The 20,353-nt window shown below is 73.5% G+C and carries 20 protein-coding genes and 1 pseudogene; 10 read left to right on the top strand and 11 right to left on the bottom strand.

The window, feature by feature from the left end:
* On the bottom strand, positions 1-353 hold a 353-nt coding region (locus E0F75_RS33055; RefSeq protein ID WP_229314648.1), incomplete at its 3' end, for a heme-binding protein.
* Positions 354-661: 308 nt separating this feature from the next.
* Between E0F75_RS33055 and E0F75_RS33050 the strand changes: the two genes are divergently transcribed.
* The 3 genes from E0F75_RS33050 to E0F75_RS33040 all read left to right on the top strand — a co-directional run bounded on the left by E0F75_RS33050 (position 662) and on the right by E0F75_RS33040 (position 3,776).
* The gene (locus E0F75_RS33050) at positions 662-1,846 is read left to right on the top strand and encodes a sensor histidine kinase (protein WP_229314763.1); all 1,185 of its coding nucleotides are present in this window, start codon (positions 662-664) and stop codon (positions 1,844-1,846) included.
* On the top strand, positions 1,846-2,466 hold the full coding sequence (locus E0F75_RS33045) for a response regulator transcription factor (protein WP_030323137.1): 621 nt from the start codon (positions 1,846-1,848) through the stop codon (positions 2,464-2,466). The genes E0F75_RS33050 and E0F75_RS33045 overlap by 1 nt, the downstream gene beginning before the upstream one ends.
* Before the next feature lie 104 nt (positions 2,467-2,570).
* Positions 2,571-3,776, top strand: coding sequence for an FAD-dependent monooxygenase (locus tag E0F75_RS33040; RefSeq protein ID WP_229314647.1), 1,206 nt, complete (start codon positions 2,571-2,573; stop codon positions 3,774-3,776).
* Positions 3,777-3,783: 7 nt separating this feature from the next.
* Here E0F75_RS33040 and E0F75_RS33035 read toward each other — a convergent pair whose 3' ends face one another.
* Both E0F75_RS33035 and E0F75_RS33030 read right to left on the bottom strand, forming a co-directional pair.
* The gene (locus E0F75_RS33035) at positions 3,784-4,614 is read right to left on the bottom strand and encodes an ABC transporter permease subunit (protein ID WP_229314646.1); all 831 of its coding nucleotides are present in this window, start codon (positions 4,612-4,614) and stop codon (positions 3,784-3,786) included.
* On the bottom strand, positions 4,611-5,471 hold the full coding sequence (locus E0F75_RS33030; protein WP_229314762.1) for an ATP-binding cassette domain-containing protein: 861 nt from the start codon (positions 5,469-5,471) through the stop codon (positions 4,611-4,613). Before E0F75_RS33030 ends, E0F75_RS33035 begins: the two co-directional genes overlap by 4 nt.
* A 331-nt stretch (positions 5,472-5,802) precedes the next feature.
* Between E0F75_RS33030 and E0F75_RS33025 the strand changes: the two genes are divergently transcribed.
* From E0F75_RS33025 to E0F75_RS33015, 3 genes are read left to right on the top strand one after another with little or no spacing between them, the layout of a single operon-like run.
* A complete protein-coding gene (locus E0F75_RS33025; protein WP_229314645.1) occupies positions 5,803-7,113 on the top strand; it encodes a sensor histidine kinase in 1,311 nt (436 codons plus the stop codon).
* The gene (locus tag E0F75_RS33020) at positions 7,110-7,832 is read left to right on the top strand and encodes a response regulator transcription factor (RefSeq protein ID WP_229314644.1); all 723 of its coding nucleotides are present in this window, start codon (positions 7,110-7,112) and stop codon (positions 7,830-7,832) included. Before E0F75_RS33025 ends, E0F75_RS33020 begins: the two co-directional genes overlap by 4 nt.
* Before the next feature lie 13 nt (positions 7,833-7,845).
* Positions 7,846-8,346, top strand: coding sequence for a hypothetical protein (locus E0F75_RS33015; RefSeq protein ID WP_229314643.1), 501 nt, complete (start codon positions 7,846-7,848; stop codon positions 8,344-8,346).
* A gap of 265 nt (positions 8,347-8,611) precedes the next feature.
* Here E0F75_RS33015 and E0F75_RS33010 read toward each other — a convergent pair whose 3' ends face one another.
* The gene (locus E0F75_RS33010; protein WP_229314642.1) at positions 8,612-9,286 is read right to left on the bottom strand and encodes a pentapeptide repeat-containing protein; all 675 of its coding nucleotides are present in this window, start codon (positions 9,284-9,286) and stop codon (positions 8,612-8,614) included.
* 126 nt (positions 9,287-9,412) lie between these two features.
* Between E0F75_RS33010 and E0F75_RS33005 the strand changes: the two genes are divergently transcribed.
* Positions 9,413-10,603 carry an NAD(P)/FAD-dependent oxidoreductase gene (locus E0F75_RS33005; protein ID WP_229314641.1) on the top strand — a complete coding sequence of 397 codons (1,191 nt, stop codon included), beginning with the start codon at positions 9,413-9,415 and terminating at the stop codon, positions 10,601-10,603.
* 57 nt (positions 10,604-10,660) lie between these two features.
* A complete protein-coding gene (locus E0F75_RS33000) occupies positions 10,661-11,659 on the top strand; it encodes a zinc-binding dehydrogenase (RefSeq protein ID WP_229314640.1) in 999 nt (332 codons plus the stop codon).
* A 43-nt stretch (positions 11,660-11,702) separates the two neighbouring features.
* Here the strand turns inward: E0F75_RS33000 and E0F75_RS32995 are convergent, their stop codons facing one another.
* The 5 genes from E0F75_RS32995 to E0F75_RS32975 form a co-directional block, all read right to left on the bottom strand.
* A complete protein-coding gene (locus E0F75_RS32995) occupies positions 11,703-12,044 on the bottom strand; it encodes a hypothetical protein (protein WP_055600951.1) in 342 nt (113 codons plus the stop codon).
* Between the two features lie 34 nt (positions 12,045-12,078).
* Positions 12,079-12,459, bottom strand: a complete 381-nt coding sequence (locus tag E0F75_RS32990; RefSeq protein WP_229314639.1) for a hypothetical protein — start codon at positions 12,457-12,459, stop codon at positions 12,079-12,081.
* A 1-nt stretch (position 12,460) separates the two neighbouring features.
* Positions 12,461-12,946: a GNAT family N-acetyltransferase gene (locus E0F75_RS32985; protein ID WP_229314638.1), complete on the bottom strand. Its 486-nt coding sequence runs from the start codon at positions 12,944-12,946 to the stop codon at positions 12,461-12,463.
* 64 nt (positions 12,947-13,010) lie between these two features.
* Positions 13,011-13,898: an aminoglycoside phosphotransferase family protein gene (locus tag E0F75_RS32980; RefSeq protein ID WP_229314637.1), complete on the bottom strand. Its 888-nt coding sequence runs from the start codon at positions 13,896-13,898 to the stop codon at positions 13,011-13,013.
* 205 nt (positions 13,899-14,103) lie between these two features.
* Positions 14,104-14,820: a thioredoxin domain-containing protein gene (locus E0F75_RS32975; protein WP_229314636.1), complete on the bottom strand. Its 717-nt coding sequence runs from the start codon at positions 14,818-14,820 to the stop codon at positions 14,104-14,106.
* Between the two features lie 164 nt (positions 14,821-14,984).
* On the opposite strand from E0F75_RS32975, the gene E0F75_RS32970 reads away from it, so the two are divergent.
* Positions 14,985-16,373, top strand: a complete 1,389-nt coding sequence (locus tag E0F75_RS32970) for an FAD-binding oxidoreductase (RefSeq protein WP_229314635.1) — start codon at positions 14,985-14,987, stop codon at positions 16,371-16,373.
* A 92-nt stretch (positions 16,374-16,465) separates the two neighbouring features.
* Here the strand turns inward: E0F75_RS32970 and E0F75_RS32965 are convergent, their stop codons facing one another.
* Positions 16,466-18,586 (bottom strand): restriction endonuclease, encoded by a 2,121-nt coding sequence (locus tag E0F75_RS32965; protein ID WP_229314634.1) that lies wholly within the window; start codon positions 18,584-18,586, stop codon positions 16,466-16,468.
* 247 nt (positions 18,587-18,833) lie between these two features.
* Between E0F75_RS32965 and E0F75_RS32960 the strand changes: the two genes are divergently transcribed.
* Entirely contained in the window at positions 18,834-19,127 is a 294-nt protein-coding gene (locus tag E0F75_RS32960) for a hypothetical protein (RefSeq protein WP_229314633.1), read from the top strand.
* Between the two features lie 734 nt (positions 19,128-19,861).
* Here the strand turns inward: E0F75_RS32960 and E0F75_RS32950 are convergent.
* A pseudogene (locus E0F75_RS32950) lies at positions 19,862-20,353 on the bottom strand (tetratricopeptide repeat protein); the annotation flags it as partial.

The following is a 20,353-nucleotide window of genomic DNA, read 5'->3' as shown; positions in this document are numbered from 1 at the left end:
GAGGTCGGGGCGTTCCAGGAGACGGCCGTGTACGCCTTCTTCTCGGCCGACTCGTAGGACTGCGGGCCCGCACCGTCGCCGCGGAGGGTGACGATGGTGTTGCCGTTGCGGTCGACGACGGCGACGGAGACGCGCTGGTTCTCCTTCTCGGCGGCGTCGAGCGTCGCCTGCGCGGCCTTGGTCGCGGCCTCGATCGTCAGGTGGGTCGACTGCTGGAGGTTGTCGTTGCCGGCGTCGGCGCGGACCACGGCGGCGGGGGCGGCGGCCGGGGCGGAGGCGTTCGCGGAGACCGCGCCGAAGGTACCGGCGGCGACGACAGCGGCAGCGGTGGCACCGAAGAGGATCTTCTTCATGAGGAACTCCGTGAGGGTGAGGAGGGGAGGAACTGCGAGGAGAAGTGAGCCGAGCCGAGGTGAACCGTGTGAGTGATCCGTTCCTTCGCTCTGCAACCAATCCTGTGGCCGGAACCCGGGCCGCACGGTCCACGGTCCGGCTGCCCTCCTCACGCACACTGGAGGACGGCCGGGTCAGCCGATCGGCTGATGCCCCCCTGGTCCCCCCGGGTCAGGATGGACAGATATCCCCAGGTCAGGAAGGTGAGAACGTGACACGGCCGACGGAGACCGAGCAGGACCCCGACGCCACCTGGCTGGCGCGGGTCATGCACATCGCCTTCTTCCTCCTCCTCGGCGCCTCGCTCGCCCGCTTCCTGCTGCGCCACCCCTGGGAGGACCGCAGCCCCTGGATCGTCGCCCTCTCCGGCGCCCTCGCCTCCCTCTACCTCCTCGGCCCCGTCGTCGGCACCCGCGCCGCGCCCCGCCGGATCGCCTGGCTGAGCACCGTCGTCGCCGTCTGGATCCTGCTCGTCGTCCTCGCGCCGAGCTTCGCCTGGTGCGCGGTGCCGCTCTTCTACACGGGCCTGCGCACCCTCCCGGCGCGGGCCGCGCTCGGCCTGGTCACGCTGCTCACCGCGTTCGTCGTGTTCGCGCAGGTGCAGCTCGCGCACGGCGGCTGGGACCCGAACCTGATCGTCGCCCCGCCGGCCGTCGCCGCCATCGCCACCGGCGTCTTCGTGTACTCGGACCGGCAGGCGGCCCGCCAGCGGGCGCTCATCGACGACCTCATCCGCACCCGGCGCGAACTCGCCGCGATCGAGCGCCGCGAGGGCACCCTCGCCGAGCGCCAGCGGCTCTCGATGGAGATCCACGACACCCTGGCGCAGGGCCTGTCCAGCCAGCAGATGCTGCTCCAGGCCGCCGACCGCACCTGGGACAGCGACCCGGCCACCGCCCGCCGCCATGTCCGTACGGCCGAGTCCATCGCCGAACGCAACCTCGCCGAGGCCCGCCGCTTCGTGCACGACCTGGCGCCCGCCGACCTCGCCGAGGGCGGCGGCCTCGAAGAGGCCCTGCGCGGCCTGGCGGCCCGCGAGTCGACGGCGTTCCGGGTCGACGGGACCGCCGTCCCGCTCCCCGAACGGGTGCAGTCGGCGCTCCTGCGGATCGCGCAGGGCGCCCTCGCCAACATCCGCGAGCACGCCGGCGCCGACTCCGCCGCGCTGACCCTCACGTACCTCGACGACCAGGTGGTCCTGGACATCGCCGACGACGGCCGCGGCTTCGACCCGGCCGACAGGCCCGGCGGGGTACGGGGCCACGGGCTGCCCGCGATGCGCGTGCGGGCACAGCAGCTGGGCGGCACCCTGACGGTCGAGTCCACCCCGGGCGAGGGCACGGTGCTCTCGGCCGCGATCCCGCTCCCGAGCACCCACACGAACCCGGCCCCGCACCCGCACGCGGACCCGCCCTCGCACCCTTCCCCGCACCCGCCCTCCCAGGAGTCGTGATGTCCGTACGGATCCTCCTCTGCGACGACCACGTCGTCGTCCGCGCCGGCCTGCTCGCCCTGCTCGGCAGCACCCCCGACATCGAGGTCGTCGGCGAGGCCGGCAGCGGCGAGGAGGCCGTCGCGATGGCGGCGAAGCTGAAGCCGGACGTCGTCCTGATGGACCTCCAGCTGGGCGCGGGCATCGACGGCGTGGAGGCGACCCGCCTGATCGCGCCCACCGGCGTCCACGTCCTCGTCCTCACCACGTACGACACGGACGCCGACATCACCCGGGCCATCGAGGCCGGCGCCACCGGCTACCTCCTGAAGGCCGAGCGGCCGGAGGAGCTGTTCGCCGCCATCCACGCGGCCGCCCAGGGCCGCACCGCTCTCTCCCCGCCGGTCGCCAGCCGCGTCATGGACCGGATGCGCGGCGCGGCGGGCCCGAGCCTCACGGACCGGGAGCGGGACATCCTGGGCCAGCTCGGGCGGGGCCTCGGCAACCGCGAGATCGCGCGGGCGCTGTTCATCAGCGAGGCGACGGTGAAGACCCACCTCGGCCGCATCTACGCGAAGCTCGGCGTCGACACGCGCGCGGGCGCCGTCGCGGTGGCGAAGGAACGGCGCCTGCTGCCGTAGGCCGCGCTGCGTGCGCACCCGGGGCCCTCACCACTGCTACTGTGCGTTGCCGTTCGACAGCACGGTGTCATGCCTCAGGCCCGGTCAGTCCAGTGGGAGCGCACGTGAAGCTCGCGATCGTCGGCGGCGGACCCGCCGGCCTCTACCTCTCGATCCTGCTGAAGCGGCAGGACCCCGCCCATGAGATCACCGTGTACGAACGGAACCCCGAGGGTTCCACGTACGGCTGGGGTGTGACGTACTGGGCCGGGCTCCTCGACAAGCTGCGCGCGGGCGACCCCGAGTCCGCGGCAGCCGTCGCCGAGGCCTCCGTGACCTGGACCGACGGGGTCGCGATCGTCCGCGACGAGCGCACCGTCCACCGGGGCGACGCGGGCTTCGGCATCGGGCGGCGGCGGATGCTGGCGCTGCTCGCCGACCGGGCGGAAGAGCTCGGCGTACGCGTCGAGTTCGAGCACGACATCGCGGGCCCGGACGCGCCCGAGCTGAGCGACGCGGACCTGGTGGTCGCCGCCGACGGCGTCAACAGCGTGCTCCGCGAGGCCCGCCCCGAGCACTTCGGCAGCGCGGTCACGAGCGGCCGCAACCAGTACATCTGGCTCGGCACCACCAAGGTCTTCGACTCCTTCAGCTTCGCCTTCAAGGAGACCGAACACGGCTGGATCTGGTGCTACGCCTACGGGTTCAGCGGCGAGCGTTCCACCTGCGTCGTCGAGTGCTCCCGGGAGACGTGGACCGGCCTCGGTCTCGACACGCTCGGCGAGTCCGACAGCCTCCACCTCCTCGAAAAGCTGTTCCACGACCTCCTCGACGGCCACGAGCTGATCGGCCGCGACCGGGCCGACGACCCCGCCCAGTGGCTCACCTTCCGCACCCTCACCAACCGGGTCTGGCACCGCGGCAACCTCGTCCTCCTCGGCGACGCCGCCCACACCACGCACTACTCGATCGGCGCGGGCACGACCCTGGCCCTGGAGGACGCGCTGGCCCTGGCGGACGCGCTGCGCGCGCACACCGACCTGGACACGGCCCTCACCACGTACGGGAAGCGCCGCCGCGCCGAGCTCGTCTCCGCGCAGAGCGCCGCCCGCTACAGCGCCCAGTGGTACGAGAACCTCCCGCGGTACATGCGCCTGGAGCCGGCCCGGATGTTCGCGCTCCTGGGCCAGCGCCACTCGCCGCTGCTCCCGCACATCCCGCCGCAGCTCTACTACCGGATCGACCGGGCCGCCGAACAACTGGAGCCGCTGCGCCGCCTCAAGCGCTGGCTCGGCCCCCGGGTGGCGCGGGCTGTGCACGGCCGCCGCTGAGCGCGTCTCAGACGTCCCGGCGGTGGACCGCGACCAGGGCCACCGCCACCGCGCCGAGCGACCAGGCCGCGTACACCGTCCACGCCCCGCCCGCCGTCCACGGGAACTCCACCGGCACCGGCGAGTCCCCCACCTCCGTCAGCCGCCTCCACGCGCCCTGCGGCAGGGCGTGCAGGAACGTCGCCGACCAGCGGCTGCGCCCGTCGACGAGCGCGGGCAGCAGGAGCAGGACTCCGGTGAGGGTGACGATCGTCGTCGCCGTGTGCCGGAGCAGCGCCCCGAGGCCGAAGCCGACGAGCGCGCACACGGGGGCGAGCAGCGCGGACGCGGCGACGGCCGCCGCCGCGCCCGGGTATCCGATCGACATGCCGACGTCCCGGCCCGACAGCACCGCCTGGGTGGCGGCGAACGACACTCCGGCGACGAGCACCCCGTACACGAGCATCACGGCTGCCAGGACCACCGTCTTCGCCACGATCACGGACCGCCGGTCGGGGACGGCGGCGAAGGTCGTACGGATCTGCCCGGTGCCGTACTCGCCGACGATCACGAGCGCGCCGACGGCCCCGGTCGCCAGCATGAACACCATGGCCCCACCGAGCGTGAAGGCGTCCCGCATCGCCCAGATGGGCACGAAGAGTTCGCGGATGCCCTCCGAATAGTGCGGATAGTTCCGGTAGTCGGCGAAGGACGCGTTGAGGTTGACGCCGAGGACGGCGACCGCGCCGACGCCGAAGGCCCAGGGGGTGGAGCGCAGGGACCACAGCTTCATCCACTCGCCGGCGAGGAGATCACGGAAACGGACGGGCACGGCCTGCGTCGGGTGCGCGATGTTCATCGGGCCCGTCCCGTCCGCCGGTACTCGACGCTGTCTGCGGTCAGTTCCATGAAGGCGTCCTCCAAGGACGAGCCCCGAGAGGCGAGTTCGGCGAGCGGGGTGCCGTGCCGGAAGGCGAGCACGCCGATCCGGTCCGCACCCATCCCGGTCACGACGAGCGGCCCGTCCGCCGCCGCTTCCTGCGGTCGTACGGTGGCCCCGGCGCGCATCAGTACGGCGGCGAGGCCCGGTCCCGCGGCCGGGTCGGCGGTCCGCACGGTCACACCGCGGCCGGTCCCCGCACCCGTGCCGCGCGAGGCGAAGTCCGCCAGGCTCTCGGCGGCGATCAGCCTGCCGCGGCCGATGACGACGAGGTCGTCGGCGGTGTGCTCCATCTCGCTCATCAGATGGCTGGAGACGAACACCGTCCGCCCCTCGGCGGCGAGCCGCCGGAACAGCCCGCGCGCCCACAGCACGCCCTCGGGGTCCAGGCCGTTGACCGGCTCGTCGAAGAGCAGCACCGGAGGGTCCCCGAGGAGGGCGGCGGCGATCCCGAGCCGCTGCTTCATGCCGAGGGAGTAGCCGCCGATCCTGCGGCGGGCCGCCTCGGCGAGACCCACCTCGCCGAGGACCTCGCCGACCCGGCGGCGCGGGATGCCGTTGGTACGGGCGAGCGCGGCGAGGTGCCCCTCGGCGGTCCGCCCGCCGTGCACGTCGTGCGCGTCGAGCAGCGCCCCGACGTGGCGCAGCCCCCGGGGCAGGTCCCGGAACCGCCGCCCGCCGACGGTCACGGTCCCGGACGTCGGCTCGTCGAGCCCGAGGATCAGCCGCAGCGTCGTGGACTTCCCGGCCCCGTTGGGCCCGAGGAACCCGGTCACCCGCCCGGCCCGAACGGTGAAGCCGAGCCGGTCGACGGCGAGCCGGGCGGGGGCGGCGCCGTCCTCACGGCTCGACGACTCGGGGGTGGCGCGGTCTTCACAGCTCGACACCTCGGAGGCGGCGCGGCCGAGGGTGCGGCGGCGGCCGAGGGTGCGGCGGCGGCCGTAGCGTTTGGTCAGTTCATGGGCTTCGATCACGAGGCCCACGCTGCCGGGACCGCACCCCCGCCGGCATCGGCCCGCCGGCCACAACCCGGGCGGTGACGGTGACCCGTGGGCGTACGCCCGTGGGCCGATGTCCGGCCCGCCCCCCGCGCCTACGATCGGCCGCATGCCCACCACGCCCAGCCCGTCTCCCCCAGCCCCCGCCGGCCCGGGCGGACGCGTCCCCACCCTCCTGGCCTGGTGTGCCGCCGTCGCCCATCCCTTCGTCCTCTTCGTGGGCATGCAGGCGGGGCCCTTCCGCTCCACCGAGCTGCGGTTGTTCCTCACCGCCGTCGCCGTGGGGCTCCTGCTCCCGCTCGCGCGCCGCAGGCCCGAGGCGGCACTCGGGGTGCTGCTCGTCGGCCTGTTCGCCGCGTCGACGACCCGGCCGTACGCCGAGCTGACGTACCTTCCGGTGCTCGCCGCCGACGCCTGCGTCGGCCTGCTCGCGGCCCGCCGTCCGCTGCTCCGGGTCGCCCTGCCCGCCGCCGCCGTGACGCTCACCGTGCAGATCGGTTCGGCGCTGTACACGACCTCGGGCCAGGACGTCTTCGTCACCACCGTCGTCGCCCTGGCCCTCGCGCTGCTCACCGCCGGGCTGCTCGGCCACGCCTCCCGCGAGCGGCGCGCGCACGCGGCGGAGCTGCGCGCCCGGACGGCGGCCGAGGCCGTCACCGCCGAGCGGCTGCGGATCGCCCGCGAGCTGCACGACGTGATCGCGCACAGCATCGGCGTCATCGCCATCCAGGCGGGCGTCGGCCGCCGGGTCATCGACACCCAGCCCGCCGAGGCCCGCAACGCCCTCGCCACCATCGAGACCACCAGCCGGGAGACCCTCGCCGGGCTGCGCCGCACCCTGGGCGCGCTGCGGGCCTCGGCGCAGGACACCCGGGGGCACGGAGCCGCACCGCGCGACCCCGCGCCGGGTCTCGCGGACCTGGACCGGCTCGCCGCGTCGACGGCGGACGCGGGCGTACGGGTCGAGGTGCGGCACCTCGGTGACCGGGACCGGTCACTGCCACCGGAGGTCGACCTCGCCGCGTACCGGATCGTCCAGGAGTCGCTGACCAACGTCGTACGCCACGCGGGCACGCCCACCTGCCGGGTGACCGTGGAGCGGGGCGAGGACGCGCTGCTCGTCGAGATCACGGACGACGGCCGGCCGGTGAAGCCCGGCACCGCACCGGTCGCACCGCTCGCACCCGCCGCACCGGCCTCCACCGGCTACGGCATCGTCGGCATGAGCGAGCGCGCCGCGCTCCTCGGGGGCCGTTTCTCGGCGGGCCCGCGCCCCGGCGGCGGCTTCCACGTGACGGCCGTACTGCCCCTGCCCCTGCCCCTGTCCTCGCCCCTACCGCTCGCGGCCCCCGAACCGGCCCGGGAACCCGCCTCCGAACCGGCCTCCGAACCGGCCCAGCAAGGAACCCCCGCCCCATGAGCAGCAGCCCCACCACCCCGATCAACGTCCTCCTCGTCGACGACCAGCCGCTGGTACGGGCGGGTCTGCGCGTGCTGATGACGGACAACCCCGACCTCCTCGTGGTCGGCGAGGCGGGCACGGGCGACGAGGCCGTCCGGCTCGCCCGCGAGCTACGGCCCGACGTGGTCGTGATGGATGTGCGGATGCCCGGCATGGACGGCATCGAGGCCACCCGGATCGTCACGGCCGGCCCCGGCGCACCCCGGGTCCTCGTCCTCACCACCTTCGACGACGACGAGTACGTGTACGGCGCGCTCCGCTCCGGGGCCAGCGGCTTCCTGGTCAAGGACATGGCCCTGGACGACATCCTCGCGGCGATCCGGGTCGTCGCCGCCGGGGACGCCCTGATCGCGCCGGGCGTCACGCGCCGCCTGATCGAGGAGTTCGCCGCCCGCCCGGAGCCCGCCCGGGAAGCCGCCCCGGGGCCCGGCCGCGCCCTCGCGGCCGGGCCCGGCCCGGCAGGCATCCCGCCGCACGCCCTCCCCGGAGTCACCGCCCGGGAGCGCGAGGTGCTCGCCCTCGTCGGCCGGGGTCTGTCCAACGGCGAGATCGCGGAACGGCTCCACATCAGCGCGGCCACCGCCAAGGCGCACGTGGCGCGCCTCTTCACCAAGCTGGACGCCCGCGACCGGGTGCAGCTGGTGATCCTGGCGTACGAGGTGGGCCTGGCGCCGTGACACCATCGGTTCCGTGCTCGACATCGGCTACTCCCTCTCCCGTCGCTTCCCCGACCCGCCGCAGACCGACTACCGCCACGCGGACGTCCACGCCCTGCGTCACGACCTGTTCTGCGGGGACGTGTACCTCGCGGACACCAAGACGGACCGCGAGGTGTCCACAGCCTGGGGATGGGTGCCGGTCCTGGACTTCGCCTGGGCCCTCTGCGACATCGTCGAGCAGGTCGACCAGGACCCGCGCGGCAACCGCGCCTCCCAGCCGCAGTACGCCGAGCTCGACTTCACCGAGTCCTCGGACCGCATGCTCTTCGAGCGCCGCTTCGGCTGGGTGGACGTCGAGGCCGACTGGATGCCGGGCGACGAGCCGCCGATCACCTTCAACCACAAGGTGCTCCGCCGCGAGGCCCGCGACTTCCTGCACGACCTGATCGCCGACCTCACGGACATGCACGAGGGCCTCGCCGACAACCCGGCCATCTGGTCCCTCCAGGCCCGCTTCCCCCGCCTGCCCTGACCTGCCGGACGCACAAGCCCCGGCCCGGGCCCACGCGCCCCGCCCCCCGGGCGCACGGGCCCCGACCTCCCGAGCGCACAAGCCCCGGCCCGGGCCCACGCGCCCCGCCCCCCGGGCGCACGGGCCCCGACCTCCCGAGCGCACAAGCCCCGGCCCTCGGGCACACAGCCCCGAGCCCCGCGCGCACGAACTCCGACCCCCCTCCGGGCGCACAAGCCCCGCCCCCCGGGCCCGCAAACCCTGCCCCCCCCCGGCCCGCAGCCTGCTACTCCTCCACCCGCACCCCCAGCTGCGCCGCGAGCACCGGCGCGAGGTCGAGGAGCTGGGCCGTCGAGATCACCGCGCCCGCGAGCGACTCGACCCCGCGCGCGATCTCCAGTCGCTGGACGCCTCTCAGGTCCACGTCCTTGAGCCGCGCCCCGCTGAAGTCCACGCCCGTGAGCACGCAGTCCACGAACTCCACCCGTTCGAGCTGGGCGCCCCCGAAGTCGGGCTCGCTCAGCACACACCCCTCGAAGACGACGTCCTTCAGCTTCGCCGACCGCAGGTTCAGGTAGTCGCTCTTCCCGCCCCGTACGACCACTCTCTCCAGCACCGCCCCGTGCAGCTGCGCCCCACCGAGCCGCGCGTCCACGAGCTCCACGTCCCGCAGCTGCGCCCCGGCGAGGACCGTCCCCACTCCCCGTACGCCCGTGAGCACCGAGTCGAGGAAGCGGGCCCCCGTCAGCCGCGCCTCGTCGAGCCCGCACTCCCGCAGCGCGCAGTCCAGGAACCGCGCGCCCTCCCCCGACTGGCCCGTGAGGTCGAGCCCGGTCAGTGCGAGGCCGTCGTAGTCCCCGTCCGGTTCGAGCCCTCCCTCGTACGGCTCCAGGGGAGGCAGCCGCAGCTCAGGCCGCCGCGCCCCCGCGACCGCCGCCTTCTTCTTCCGAGTCGTCGCCATGACCCCATGGTGATGTACGCCACTGACAGCGCCCCGATGTCACGAACGCGACCCCGCCGCTCGTCCCCCTTGCGAGACCGGACACGGGGTCGACGAGAGGTCGACCCGATCGAGAGGGAGAGCGACATGCGGAAGCTCACGATCATCGGCGGCGGCTTCGCCGGACTGACCGCGGCCATCACCGCCGCCGAGGCGGGCGTCAAGGTGACCGTCCACGAGGCGCACCGGACCCCCGGTGGCCGGGCTCGCACCGCCGAGGGCCCGTACCTCACCAACGAGGGGCCGCACGCGATCTACGCCGGGGGCCCGCACTGGACCTGGCTCAAGCAGCGTGGCCTCCTCGGTCCGCTGGCCCCGCTGCCGGTCTCCGAGGCCCTCCGGCTCCGCTTCCACCGCGGCGGCGCCCTGCGCCGCACCCCGCCGCTCGGCATGCTGCGCCAGTCCCTCCGCAGCGGCGAACAGGCCCCCGTGGACGTCGACTTCCGCACCTGGGCCACCGGGCTCGCGGGCGAGCGGGCGGCGCACGCCGCCGCCACGTACGCGGCGGTCGCGACCTTCCACCACGACCCGGGCGCGCTCTCCGCCCGCTTCGTGCAGGAGCGGCTCCACCGGGCCACCTCCGTGCCGCCGGAGGCGCATTTCGTGCAGGGCGGCTGGGGTCGGCTGATCGAGCGGATGGTCGCGCGGGCGTGGGAGACGGGCGTGCGGATCGAGACCTCGTCCCGTGTCGACAGCCTCGACGACCTGCCGCTCGGCGAGGGGCCCGTGGTCGTCGCGACCGCCCTGCCGGCCGCCGCCCGGCTGCTCGGCGACCCGTCGCTGACGTGGGAGAGCGGCCGTACGGTCCTGTTCGACCTGGCGCTGCGCACCCGGAAGGGCGACCCGTTCGTGATCTCGGACCTGGAGGCGCCGGGCTGGATCGAGCGCTTCACGGCCCAGGACCCCACCCTCGCCCCGGCCGGGGTGCAGCTGATCCAGGCCCAGCTGCCGATCGGTCCTGGCGAGTCGAAGGCGGACGGCGTGGCCCACGCCGAACGGCTCCTCGACCTCGGCTTCCCGGGCTGGCGCGAGCGGACGGTGTGGCGGCGGGATTCGCTGTGCCAGGGACGTACGGGAGCGGTCGACCGGCCCGGCACGACCTGGCGCGACCGGCCGGCCGTCGACCGGGGCGACGGCGTGTACCTGGTGGGCGACCAGGTGGCGGCGCCCGGAGTGCTCGCGGAGGTGTCGTTCACGAGTGCGGTGGAGGCGGTGTCGCTGGCGCTGCGCGCGGAACGGGGTGTCCTGCGGAAGGGACTTGACCTCAAGCATGCTTGAGGTTGGAGGCTGTTCCTCGTCGGACAACGCCCACCCACGCGACGAACGGGGAACGCCATGCACGCCATCCGCCTCCACGCCTTCGGCCCCGCCGAGAACCTCACGTACGAGGAGACCCCCGACCCCGTACCGGGCACCGGCCAGGTCCGCGTCAAGGTGGCGGCGGCCGGGGTGCACCTCCTCGACACCGCGCTCCGGGAGGGGATGACCGGCCCGTTCCCGGCGCCCGCCGAGCTGCCCACGATCCCGGGGCGCGAGGTCGCCGGCACCGTCGACGCGCTCGGCGAGGGCACCGACCCGGCCTGGCTCGGCAGGCGGGTCGTCGTCCACCTCGGCATGGCCCCCGGCGGATACGCCGAGCTCGCCGTCACCGACGCCGCCCGCCTCCACGCGCTGCCCGACCACCTCGGCGAGGCGGAGGCCGTCGCCATGATCGGCACCGGCCGCACCACCCTGGGCATCCTGCAGTTCACCGAGCTCGGGCCCGACTCGGTGGCCATCGTGCCCGCGGCGGCCGGCGGCATCGGCACCCTGCTCGTCCAGTACGCCAAGAACGCCGGCGCCACCGTCATCGGCCTCGCCGGCGGCCCGGCGAAGGTCGCGCTCGTCGAGGAGAACGGCGCCGACCTGGCCGTCGACTACAAGCGGCCCGACTGGCCGGAGAAGGTCCGCGCGTACCTGGGCGGGCGCACCGCCACCGTCGTCTTCGACTCGGTCGGCGGCGACACGGGCCGCGCGGCCGTCGACCTCCTCGGCAAGGGCGGGCAGCACGTCGTCTTCGGCTGGTCGGGCGCCGGACTCCACGACGGCGAGGCGCTCACCTTCACACCGGAGGAACTGGCCGCGCGCGGCATCACGTCGGAGTCCGTCCTCGGCCCCGTCATGATCCAGAAAGCGGGCGGCGACGTCCGCAACCTCGAACTCGCCGCCCTGGAGGCGGCGACCACGGGCACCCTCCGCCCGGCGGTCCACCGCTTCCCGCTGGCGGACGCGGCGGGCGCGCACCGCGCGCTGGAGACGCGGGGCACGACGGGCAAGGTGGTCCTCATCCCCTAGGAGCCCCGCGTCGATCAGGCAGGTACCAGGACCCCCTGATCCCTCAGACGGCCGCCCCGACCACATCCCAGGAGTGCGCCTTGAACTCCTTCAGGAAGTCGGGGTGGTCCTCCCACATCCGGGCGACGGAGCGCAGCACGTCCCAGTTGTGCTCCAACGCCTGGTCCACCACCTGCCGCAACTCCGGCGCCGACTCCCGCTTCTCCACGAGCCCGTTGACGGCGGAGGCGGCCTGCACGGTGTACCGCGCGGCACGCAGGGCCCGGGAGGTGTCGTCCATCCCGAACCCGTGGTCACTCCCGTTCGCCGGGTCGAAGAGCGGCGTCAACCGTGCCTCGATGAACGCCGTGATCCGCTGAAACCGCTGGGCAATATCCGTATCCATGCCCCCTTCCTACACCCCGCACGACCACCGCCCGTCACCGGATCACCTGGATGTCAGGGAGTGCCATACCGGCCACGCCCTCCCGGGCGAGCACCCGCCCGGCCAGCTCACGTGCCCGGGCCCACCCGGGGGCGTCGGCCAGCGCCTCCACGGTCCACCAGTCCGTCGACCGGTCGCGGGTCATCCCGTCGAAGACCGTGTCGATCAGCCCCATGTCGGCCAGCGACTCCCCGCTCAGAGCCCCTTCCTCGGCCGGCTGCGAAGCCAGCCCGAAGGCGTGCTCGAGGTCCAGGGCGATCTCGTCCGCCCCGACACCGTGCTTCTCGAGCCAGGCCCGCTGATCCGGCGCGGACGCCGCCACCACGCGCAGGGCCGCGCACAGGAAGCCCCGGCGCCAGGCGGTGTCCAGGGGCATGTCAGACGTCCCGGCCGGCCGCGCCCAGCTCGGCCAGCGCCCCGTCCGTCAGCCGGTACACCGTCCACTCGTCCTGCGGGCGGGCGCCGAGGGACTCGTAGAAGTCGATCGACGGCTTGTTCCAGTTCAGTACGGACCACTCCAGGCGCTCGTACCCGCGCTCGACGCAGATCCGGGCCAGTTCGGTGAGCAGTGCCTTGCCGTGGCCGCCGCCGCGCACCTCCGGGCGGACGTACAGGTCCTCCAGGTAGATGCCGTGGACTCCGCGCCAGGTCGAGAAGTTGAGGAACCAGATGGCGAAGCCGACGACCTCGCCGTCCGCGGTCTCTGCGACGTGCGCGAAGGCGGCGGGGTGCTCGCCGAAGAGGGCCTCCTGGAGCTGCTCGGGGGTCGTACGGACCTCGTCGAGGGCCTTCTCGTACTCCGCGAGGTCACGGACGAGGGCGTGGATGACGGGAACGTCGGCAGGCGTGGCTGTACGGATCATGGGGCAAGCCTGCCCCGGGCGGACCGGTCCTGGCCAGGAGGTTTCACGGGACCCGGCGGACGCCTCACCCCCTCGCCACCCGCAGGATCCGCGCCACCTCCACCTGCTCCGCGTCCAGCCCCGGCTCCCCGTCCTCCACGTCCCACAGTCCGTTCTGCAGCACCCGCCCCAGCGTCCACGCCACCGCCCTCCCCCGGTCGCCGACGACCTCGGCGAGGAGGTCGAAGCGCCACAGGACGTCGGCCGGGTCGAAACGGTCCATCAGGGCCGGCAGCAGATCGAAGCCCGGGTCGCCCGCGAGCGGCTTGGGGTCGATCGCCAGCCACGGTTCACGCTCGGCCGCGAGGACGTTGTCGAGGTGCAGGTCCCAGTGGAGCAGCCGGTCGCCCGGTTCCCCCGCCACCTCCCGTACGGCCGCCGCACAGTCCCGCAGCACCGCCGCGTCCTCCGCGCCGAGGCGGCCGACCGCGTCCGGCACATCCGCGAGCATCCCGGCCGCGATGTCCCCGAGCCCCCGCATCCCCTCCGGCGCCGGCAGCGCCGCCAGCCGGGCGAGCAGCCCCGCGACGACGCCCATCGCCTCCCGCGTGTCGGCGACGGAGCTCAGCGGCCGGGCCTCGTCGAGTCGCTCGAGGAGCATCGTCCCCGTACCGGCGTCGTGGTCGAGGAGCCGCACGACACCGCCGCCGTCCCAGACGCGCAGCCCGACCGGCTCCCCCTCGGTCTCGTCGTCGAGGATCTGCATCTTCAGGGCCGCCGGCGTACCGTCCGCGACCCGCTCGACGGGCAGCACCAGCGACGCCATGCCGTACATGGAAGGCCCCGTGACCCGCAGCCCCCACCGGCCGAGGAACTCCTCGGCCTGCTCCGGCAGCGCGGCGACGAACGCCCGCCCCGCCTCTCCGTTGTACTTCACCTGAGACGCGACAAGTTGGTCCGGTACGTGAATCACCCCACGACCCTAGGGGGTGTCTTGTCGATCAGGCCGGATCAGGGAGCGGCGTCTGGTGCCGTGCATCGCAAGGCGGAGGAGGGAGGCATGGCGGTGGGGGCACCTCCCGTGCCCGAAGGGCTACGGGGGACCATGCCGACCGACGACAACGCGGCGAGGTGCGGTGCCAGACGCCGCGAGCCCGGCCTGATCGGCAAGACAGCCCCTAGACACCGGCGTCGCGCAGCGCCTCCGAGAATCGGGCCGGGTCGTACAGGGCGTCCCCGCCCGGCAGCGCCGCCCCGTCCACCAGGACGGTCGGCGTGCCGCCCACCCCGGAGTCCTCGAAGGCCTTCTCGGAGTCCGCCACCCACCGCTGGTACGCGTCCTCCCGTACGGCCCGGTCGAAGGCCGCACTCCGCAGCCCCTCCACCCCCTCCGCGATCCGCAGCAGATGCCCGACGGAGAAACCGTCCCTGGACTCGGAGCCCGGCCGGGAAGCGAAGAGCGCCGCCTGGAACGCGGCGAACCTCCCCGGCCCCGCCTCCACCGACGCCCGCAGCGCGTTCGCGGCCCGCGCCGAGGCCGTACCGCCGGTCCGGTCGTCGAGGAAGGAGGCGACGACGTACTCAACCTTCACCGTGCCCGCCGCGGCCTCCTCCGCGAGGACCGTCCCGCCGCTCGCCTCGAACTTCGCGCAGTAGCCGCACCGGGGATCGACGTACACCGTGACCGTGTGCGGAGCCTTCGCGTCACCGACGACGATCTTCGTACCGTCCACGGCCGCGGGAAGCTTCGCGAGCACGTCCGCGCGCCCCTCCGGAGCCACCGTCACACCGGCGGCCGCCGGCGCCCCGCCCTCCGAACACCCCACCACGGCAAGGCCGATGAGACCTGCCGAGACAGCCGCGGCGACCAGGCGCCGGGTCCTGCGCACGGGCATGGGAGAGTCCTTCCGGAACGACGGAATCCGTGGCGGCCACGCGTGCGCCGCCCACCCTCGAAGCTAGGCCGGGCCCCGACCGGGAACCGCCGCCGAAGGACCCGTATCCACAGGACCAAGGCCCCCGGTAACGTCCCGCCCACGCACCCGGAAGAGGGATACACATGAGTACGGTCAACGGCGGCATCTCGTTCTGGTACGCGCAGGACGGCGCGCCCGATCCCCGCGAACCGCTCCCCGGCGACACCACCGCCGACGTCTGCATCGTCGGCGGCGGCTACACGGGCCTGTGGACCGCCTACTACCTCAAGAAGGCCGTCCCCTTCCTCAACATCACCGTCCTCGAGGCGAAGTTCTGCGGATACGGCGCCTCCGGCCGCAACGGCGGCTGGCTCTACAACGGCATCGCCGGCCGCGACCGCTACGCCAAGCTCCACGGCCACGACGCCGCCGTCCGCCTCCAGCAGGCCATGAACGCCACCGTCACCGAGGTCCTCGACGTCTGCGAGACCGAGAAGATCGAGGCCGACCAGCACCGCGGCGGCGTCCTGGAGGTCGCCCTCTCCCCCGCCCAGCTGGCCCGCCTCAAGGACTTCCACGCGGTCGAGATCGCCTTCGGCGAGACGGACCGGGAGATGTACGGGGCCCGCGGGACCTCCGACCGCATCCGCGTCACCGGCGCCGTCGGCTCCTCCTGGACCCCGCACGGCGCCCGCCTGCACCCCGTGAAACTGGTGAAGGGCCTCGCGGCGGCCGTCGAGGCGCTCGGCGTCACCATCCACGAGTCGACCCCGGTCACCGAGATCAAGCCGAAGCACGCGGTCACCCCGTACGGCACGGTCCGCGCCCCGTACATCCTGCGCTGCACCGAGGGCTTCACGGCCTCCCTCGCCGGCCAGCGCCGCACCTGGCTGCCGATGAACTCCTCGATGATCGCCACCGAGCCGCTCACCGACGCGCAGTGGGAGTCGATCGGCTGGGACGGCCGCGAGACCCTCGGCGACATGGCGCACGCCTACATGTACGCCCAGCGCACCGCCGACGGCCGCATCGCCCTGGGCGGCCGGGGGGTCCCGTACCGCTTCGGCTCGAAGACCGACAACGACGGCCGCACCCAGCCGCAGACGATCGAGGCCCTCCGCGACATCCTGGTCCGCTTCTTCCCCCAGCTGGCGGGGGTACGGGTGGACCACGCCTGGTCCGGCGTCCTCGGCGTCCCGCGCGACTGGTGCGCCACGGTCACCCTGGACCGCTCGACGGGCCTGGGCTGGGCGGGCGGCTACGTCGGCTCGGGCGTCGCGACGGCGAACCTCGCGGCCCGCACCCTGCGCGACCTCATCCAGCAGGACTCGGGCCAGTCGGGCCCGACCGACCTCACGGCCCTGCCCTGGGTGAACCACAAGGTCCGCAAGTGGGAACCCGAGCCGCTGCGCTGGCTGGGAGTGCAGACGATGTACGCGGCCTTCCGGGGCGCGGACCGCCGCGAGGCGACGGGCCACGCGGCGACGACGGACAGGGTGGCGATCCTGGCGAACCGCCTGAGCGGCCGCTGAGAGCGGGGGAGGGAGGCGCGGGAGGAAGGCGAGGGAAGGAACACGCCGCCCCTCCCCTCTCCCTCCCCCACCTTTCACTCCACTCACTCCACTCACTCCACGTCGATGCCGAAGTCCCCGACGAGCTCCTCGAGCCCGCCCCGGTACCCCTTCCCGCCGAGGACGAAGTCCCAGTCGCCGCCGGCGCGCCGCCGGAAGGAGCCGAGGACGAGCGCGGTCTCGCCGGGGCGGCCGTCAGAGACGACGAGCCGATCGAGCTCGGCGCCGGAGTCGTCGCGCAGCCGGATGCCGGCGTCGGTGAACCCGCCGAGGTCGGCGTCCGGATTGACCTCGGGGTCGACGGCGGCGACGAGCACGAGCCGGTCGGCGGACGGCGGCAGGGCGTCGAAACCGACCCGGACGGCGGCCCGGTCGCCGGGCGGGGAGGCGACCATGGCGACGGAACCGTCGGGCGTGGAGGGGTTGTTGAAGAAGACGAACCACTCGTCGCCGAGTACCCGCTGACCGGAGCAGACGAGCGCGCAGACGTCGAGGGCGGCGGACCCGGCCCAGTCCATCCCGAGGAGGTTGAAGTCGGCGTCGGCCTCGGCGGTGGGGGCGGCGACGGGCGCGGCGGAAGCGACGCGCGACGCGGGTGATGCGGTCGATGCGGGTGTCGTCCCGGACCCCAACCGCCCGCGGAGTCCGTGCTGATGCAGCAGATCGACGAGCTCGACGCCGGAGATCAGGGTCAGCGGTTTGCCGTTGGCGAAGGTGTACGAGCCGGGCCCGAACCCGGAGGTGGTGACGAGGACGCCCTTGTTGGCGCCGGCGCTCTGCACGGTGCCGAAGAGGTCGCGTACGGCGGAGGGCGGGACGGTGTTCCGGTACCGCTTCACCTGGACGAGGATGGACCCGCCGCTGATGGGGTCGGGGTCGAGGGCCTCGACGTCGACGCCGCCGTCGTTGGACCGCTGGGTGGTGACGGCCTGCAGCCCCCGGGCCCGGAAGAGCTGGGCGACGAGCCCCTCGAAGGCGATCGGATCCATGGCGAGCAGATCGGGCTCGTCGCCGTCCCCCTGCACGACGACCTCGGCGCCGACCTGCTCGGGAGTCCACAGGGGGGCGACGGCCACGCGTTCGTCGGGCTTGGCGGAGAGCCGTCCGCCGAGGGCGCCGGTCACGCACTCCACGGCCCCGACGAATTCGAGGTTGAGCCGCTCGAAGACGTCCCGCCCGACGGCGACGGAGGCGACGCACACGCGCCCGGCGAGCCCGGTGGCGGGATCGACGCCACCGACGTACCCGTTGAGGGTGACGGCCTCCAGGGCGCCGGAGCGATCGGCGCGGAAGAGCTCGTGCAGGGCGAGGAGAACGCTCTGGGCGAGCACGTCGCGATGGAGGGCACGCCGCTGGGTGACGGGCCGGGGAACGTCCTTCTCCTGATCGGTACTGGGAAGGTATTTGACCCCCTTGGCCTCGGGGACGACGTCGTACCCGGGCAGGTCCCAGTCGAGCACGAGCCGGCGCCGGCCGGGCTCGTAGGCGGCGGACACCTCGCGGGGAAAGCCCTCGGGCCAGGCGGTGGAGGCGAAGAGCACGGCGGAGAAGAACTCGACGACGGTCTCGGGATCCCCACCGCCGAGGGCGACCTCGGTCCCGGCGACCCCACGGTTGTGCACACGTATCTCGTCGAGCCGCACGGCGGCCCATTCGTCGTACGCCCTCCGGTAGGCGGCCAGTTGCTCGACGCGCCGCGCTTCGGCGGCCTGGGCGGCGTACCAGTCCTGCTCGAACCGGGCGCGCGCGTCCCGCTCGGCCTGGGCCCGCCCGGAGGCGGTCCAGGCGGCCTCGGGCTGATAGAACCGCTGATCGGGCATGGGTACGGGCTCCCCGAGCGGCCCGGGCGAGAACGGCTCGACGTCCTCGGCCCTCCGCAGCGTGTCGACGCTGAAGGCGGGCGCTCGGCACCCGGCGGCCAGCAACCCTTCGAGCACCTGTACGCGCGCGTCCAACTCCTGGGTCCGCCGCAGGGCATCGGCCTCACGCTGCTGCCGGTAGGCGGCTTTCTGCTCCCGCTGCATCCGGGCCACGTCCCGCTCGTACGCCCGCTGCACCCGCTCGGCATCCCGCTGCTGCCGCAGCACGGCCTGATGCTGTCCCTCCCGCTGCCGCTGCGCCACCCGCTGCTGCTCGGCCCACACCCCGATCAGCCCCCCGGAACGCCGCCCCATCAGCCCCACCCCTCCCGCAGAACACCCCAGCCACCAGTACGCCCCCGTAAGGACCAAGTGTCCCGGACCACCCGCCCCCACAACACACAAACGCACGACCAGCCCGCCCAGGGCGCCCAGGGCGCCCAGGGCGCCCAGGGCGCCAAGCACCCCCATCACTCCACGAACGCACCCGACCACTTACCGCTACGATCTCCGACGTTGTCGTCGCCGCAGCCCGAGCGGCGGACCGAGAAGGGGCATCTCCATGGCCATCATCGTGACGTTCGACCTGCCCGGCGCCGGGCAGGAGCTCTACGACACGGTCATCGACCGCGTGACCGACGGACGGGGCTTCACGCGGTTCGCCGACCTGCAGAACCCGGGCCTCGTCTCCCACGCGGCGGGACCGGTCGACGGAGGGTTCCGCGTCACGGAGGTCTGGGAGAGCGCGGAGGCCCTCGAAGCCCACGCGAAGGCCTTCGGCCCGATCCTTTCCGACCTCGGCTACGCCGACGTGCAGCCCACGATCATTCCGGCGCACAACGTCGTCGTCCAGTAGACGCCGAAGACCCCCGCGCTCTGCTCTACCGCCTGCGGTTCGCAGCCTCCATGGAGCGATGGAGCACCCGAAGCAGCTCGCCTCGCTCCGCCCAGACGAACTGGGGAAACTCCCACCGCGTCGGCTGTTGGCATTTCGGCGGTCTCGTCGGGGCGGCAGAGTTCGGGTCCTCGGCCCAGCACCGGACCGAGAACCCGCACCGACGTGTACCAGGACCGCCGCAACTACGTGTGGGACAACCGCTCCGACACCGCGACGCTGCGCGACGACCGTGGTCGCACCGTGGGCACCGAGTTTTGGGGACACCGTCACCACCACCGCTGACCCGGCCACCGGTGCCCCGTCTTCCGCGCGTCCACCGCGGAAGGCGGGGCACCGGCATGTGCCGGTGTCTATGGCTCGGTCGTGCATGGCGGGATGGGTGCGTGGCGGGGCTAACGGTTCTCCGGTGGACGTGATCACCCATGCGACTGAGCTGACAGTCAAACCCCAGGTCGGAGCGGGCGTGGTTCATGGCGTCCAGGTGGAGCGCCCAACTGGACGAACGACCTGGACGCCCGGTGCCGCGTCTGCTCGGCTCTGCCTGGGGCGACGGCAGACGGGATGGGAGCTCGGCGTCAAAGATCGCCTCCCGTTCGGCACGCGAACCGTACTGGTCGTCCGTTGGAGCCGCTTCCTTGTTTCCCCGTTCCCCACTTGATCTGGTACGGCTCTGGTGCTCGGCTTGATGCAGATCATGTTTCTGGAAGCGGCCTCAAGAGCTCTCGTAGTTGCAGAGCCCTCTCGAGGTCTTGCCCGAACACGTCGGGCACCTGGTCGGCGAGGGTCCGGTAGATGGTGACGGCGCGGGTGACGGCATTCAGCGCCTCCTCCCGGCGTCCCAAACCCGCCAGACAGCCGGACTGGTTGTTCAGCGAGGCGGCGAGGCCGGGGAGGAAGACGTCAGGCACCTGGTCGGCGAGGGTCTGGTAGGTGTCGACGGCGCGGGTGATGGCGGTCAGCGCTTCCTCCCGGCGCCCCAGATCGGCCAGACAGCCGGACTGGTTGTTCAGCGACATGGCGAGGTCGGGGAGGAAGGCGTCCGGCCGCCGGTCGGCGAGGGTCTGGTAGGTGTCGACGGCGCGGGTGACGGCGGTCAGCGCCTCCTCCCGGCGCCCCAGATCGGCCAGGCGGTTGGACTGGTTGTTCAGCGAGCCGGCGAGGCCGGGGAGGAAACCGTCAGGCAC

This window comes from Streptomyces sp. CB02980 (genome assembly GCF_014451325.2).
Taxonomy (GTDB): Bacteria; Actinomycetota; Actinomycetes; order Streptomycetales; family Streptomycetaceae; genus Streptomyces.
The sequence above is the reverse complement of the archived record's forward strand: the minus strand, read 5'-3'. Positions and strand labels throughout refer to the sequence as shown.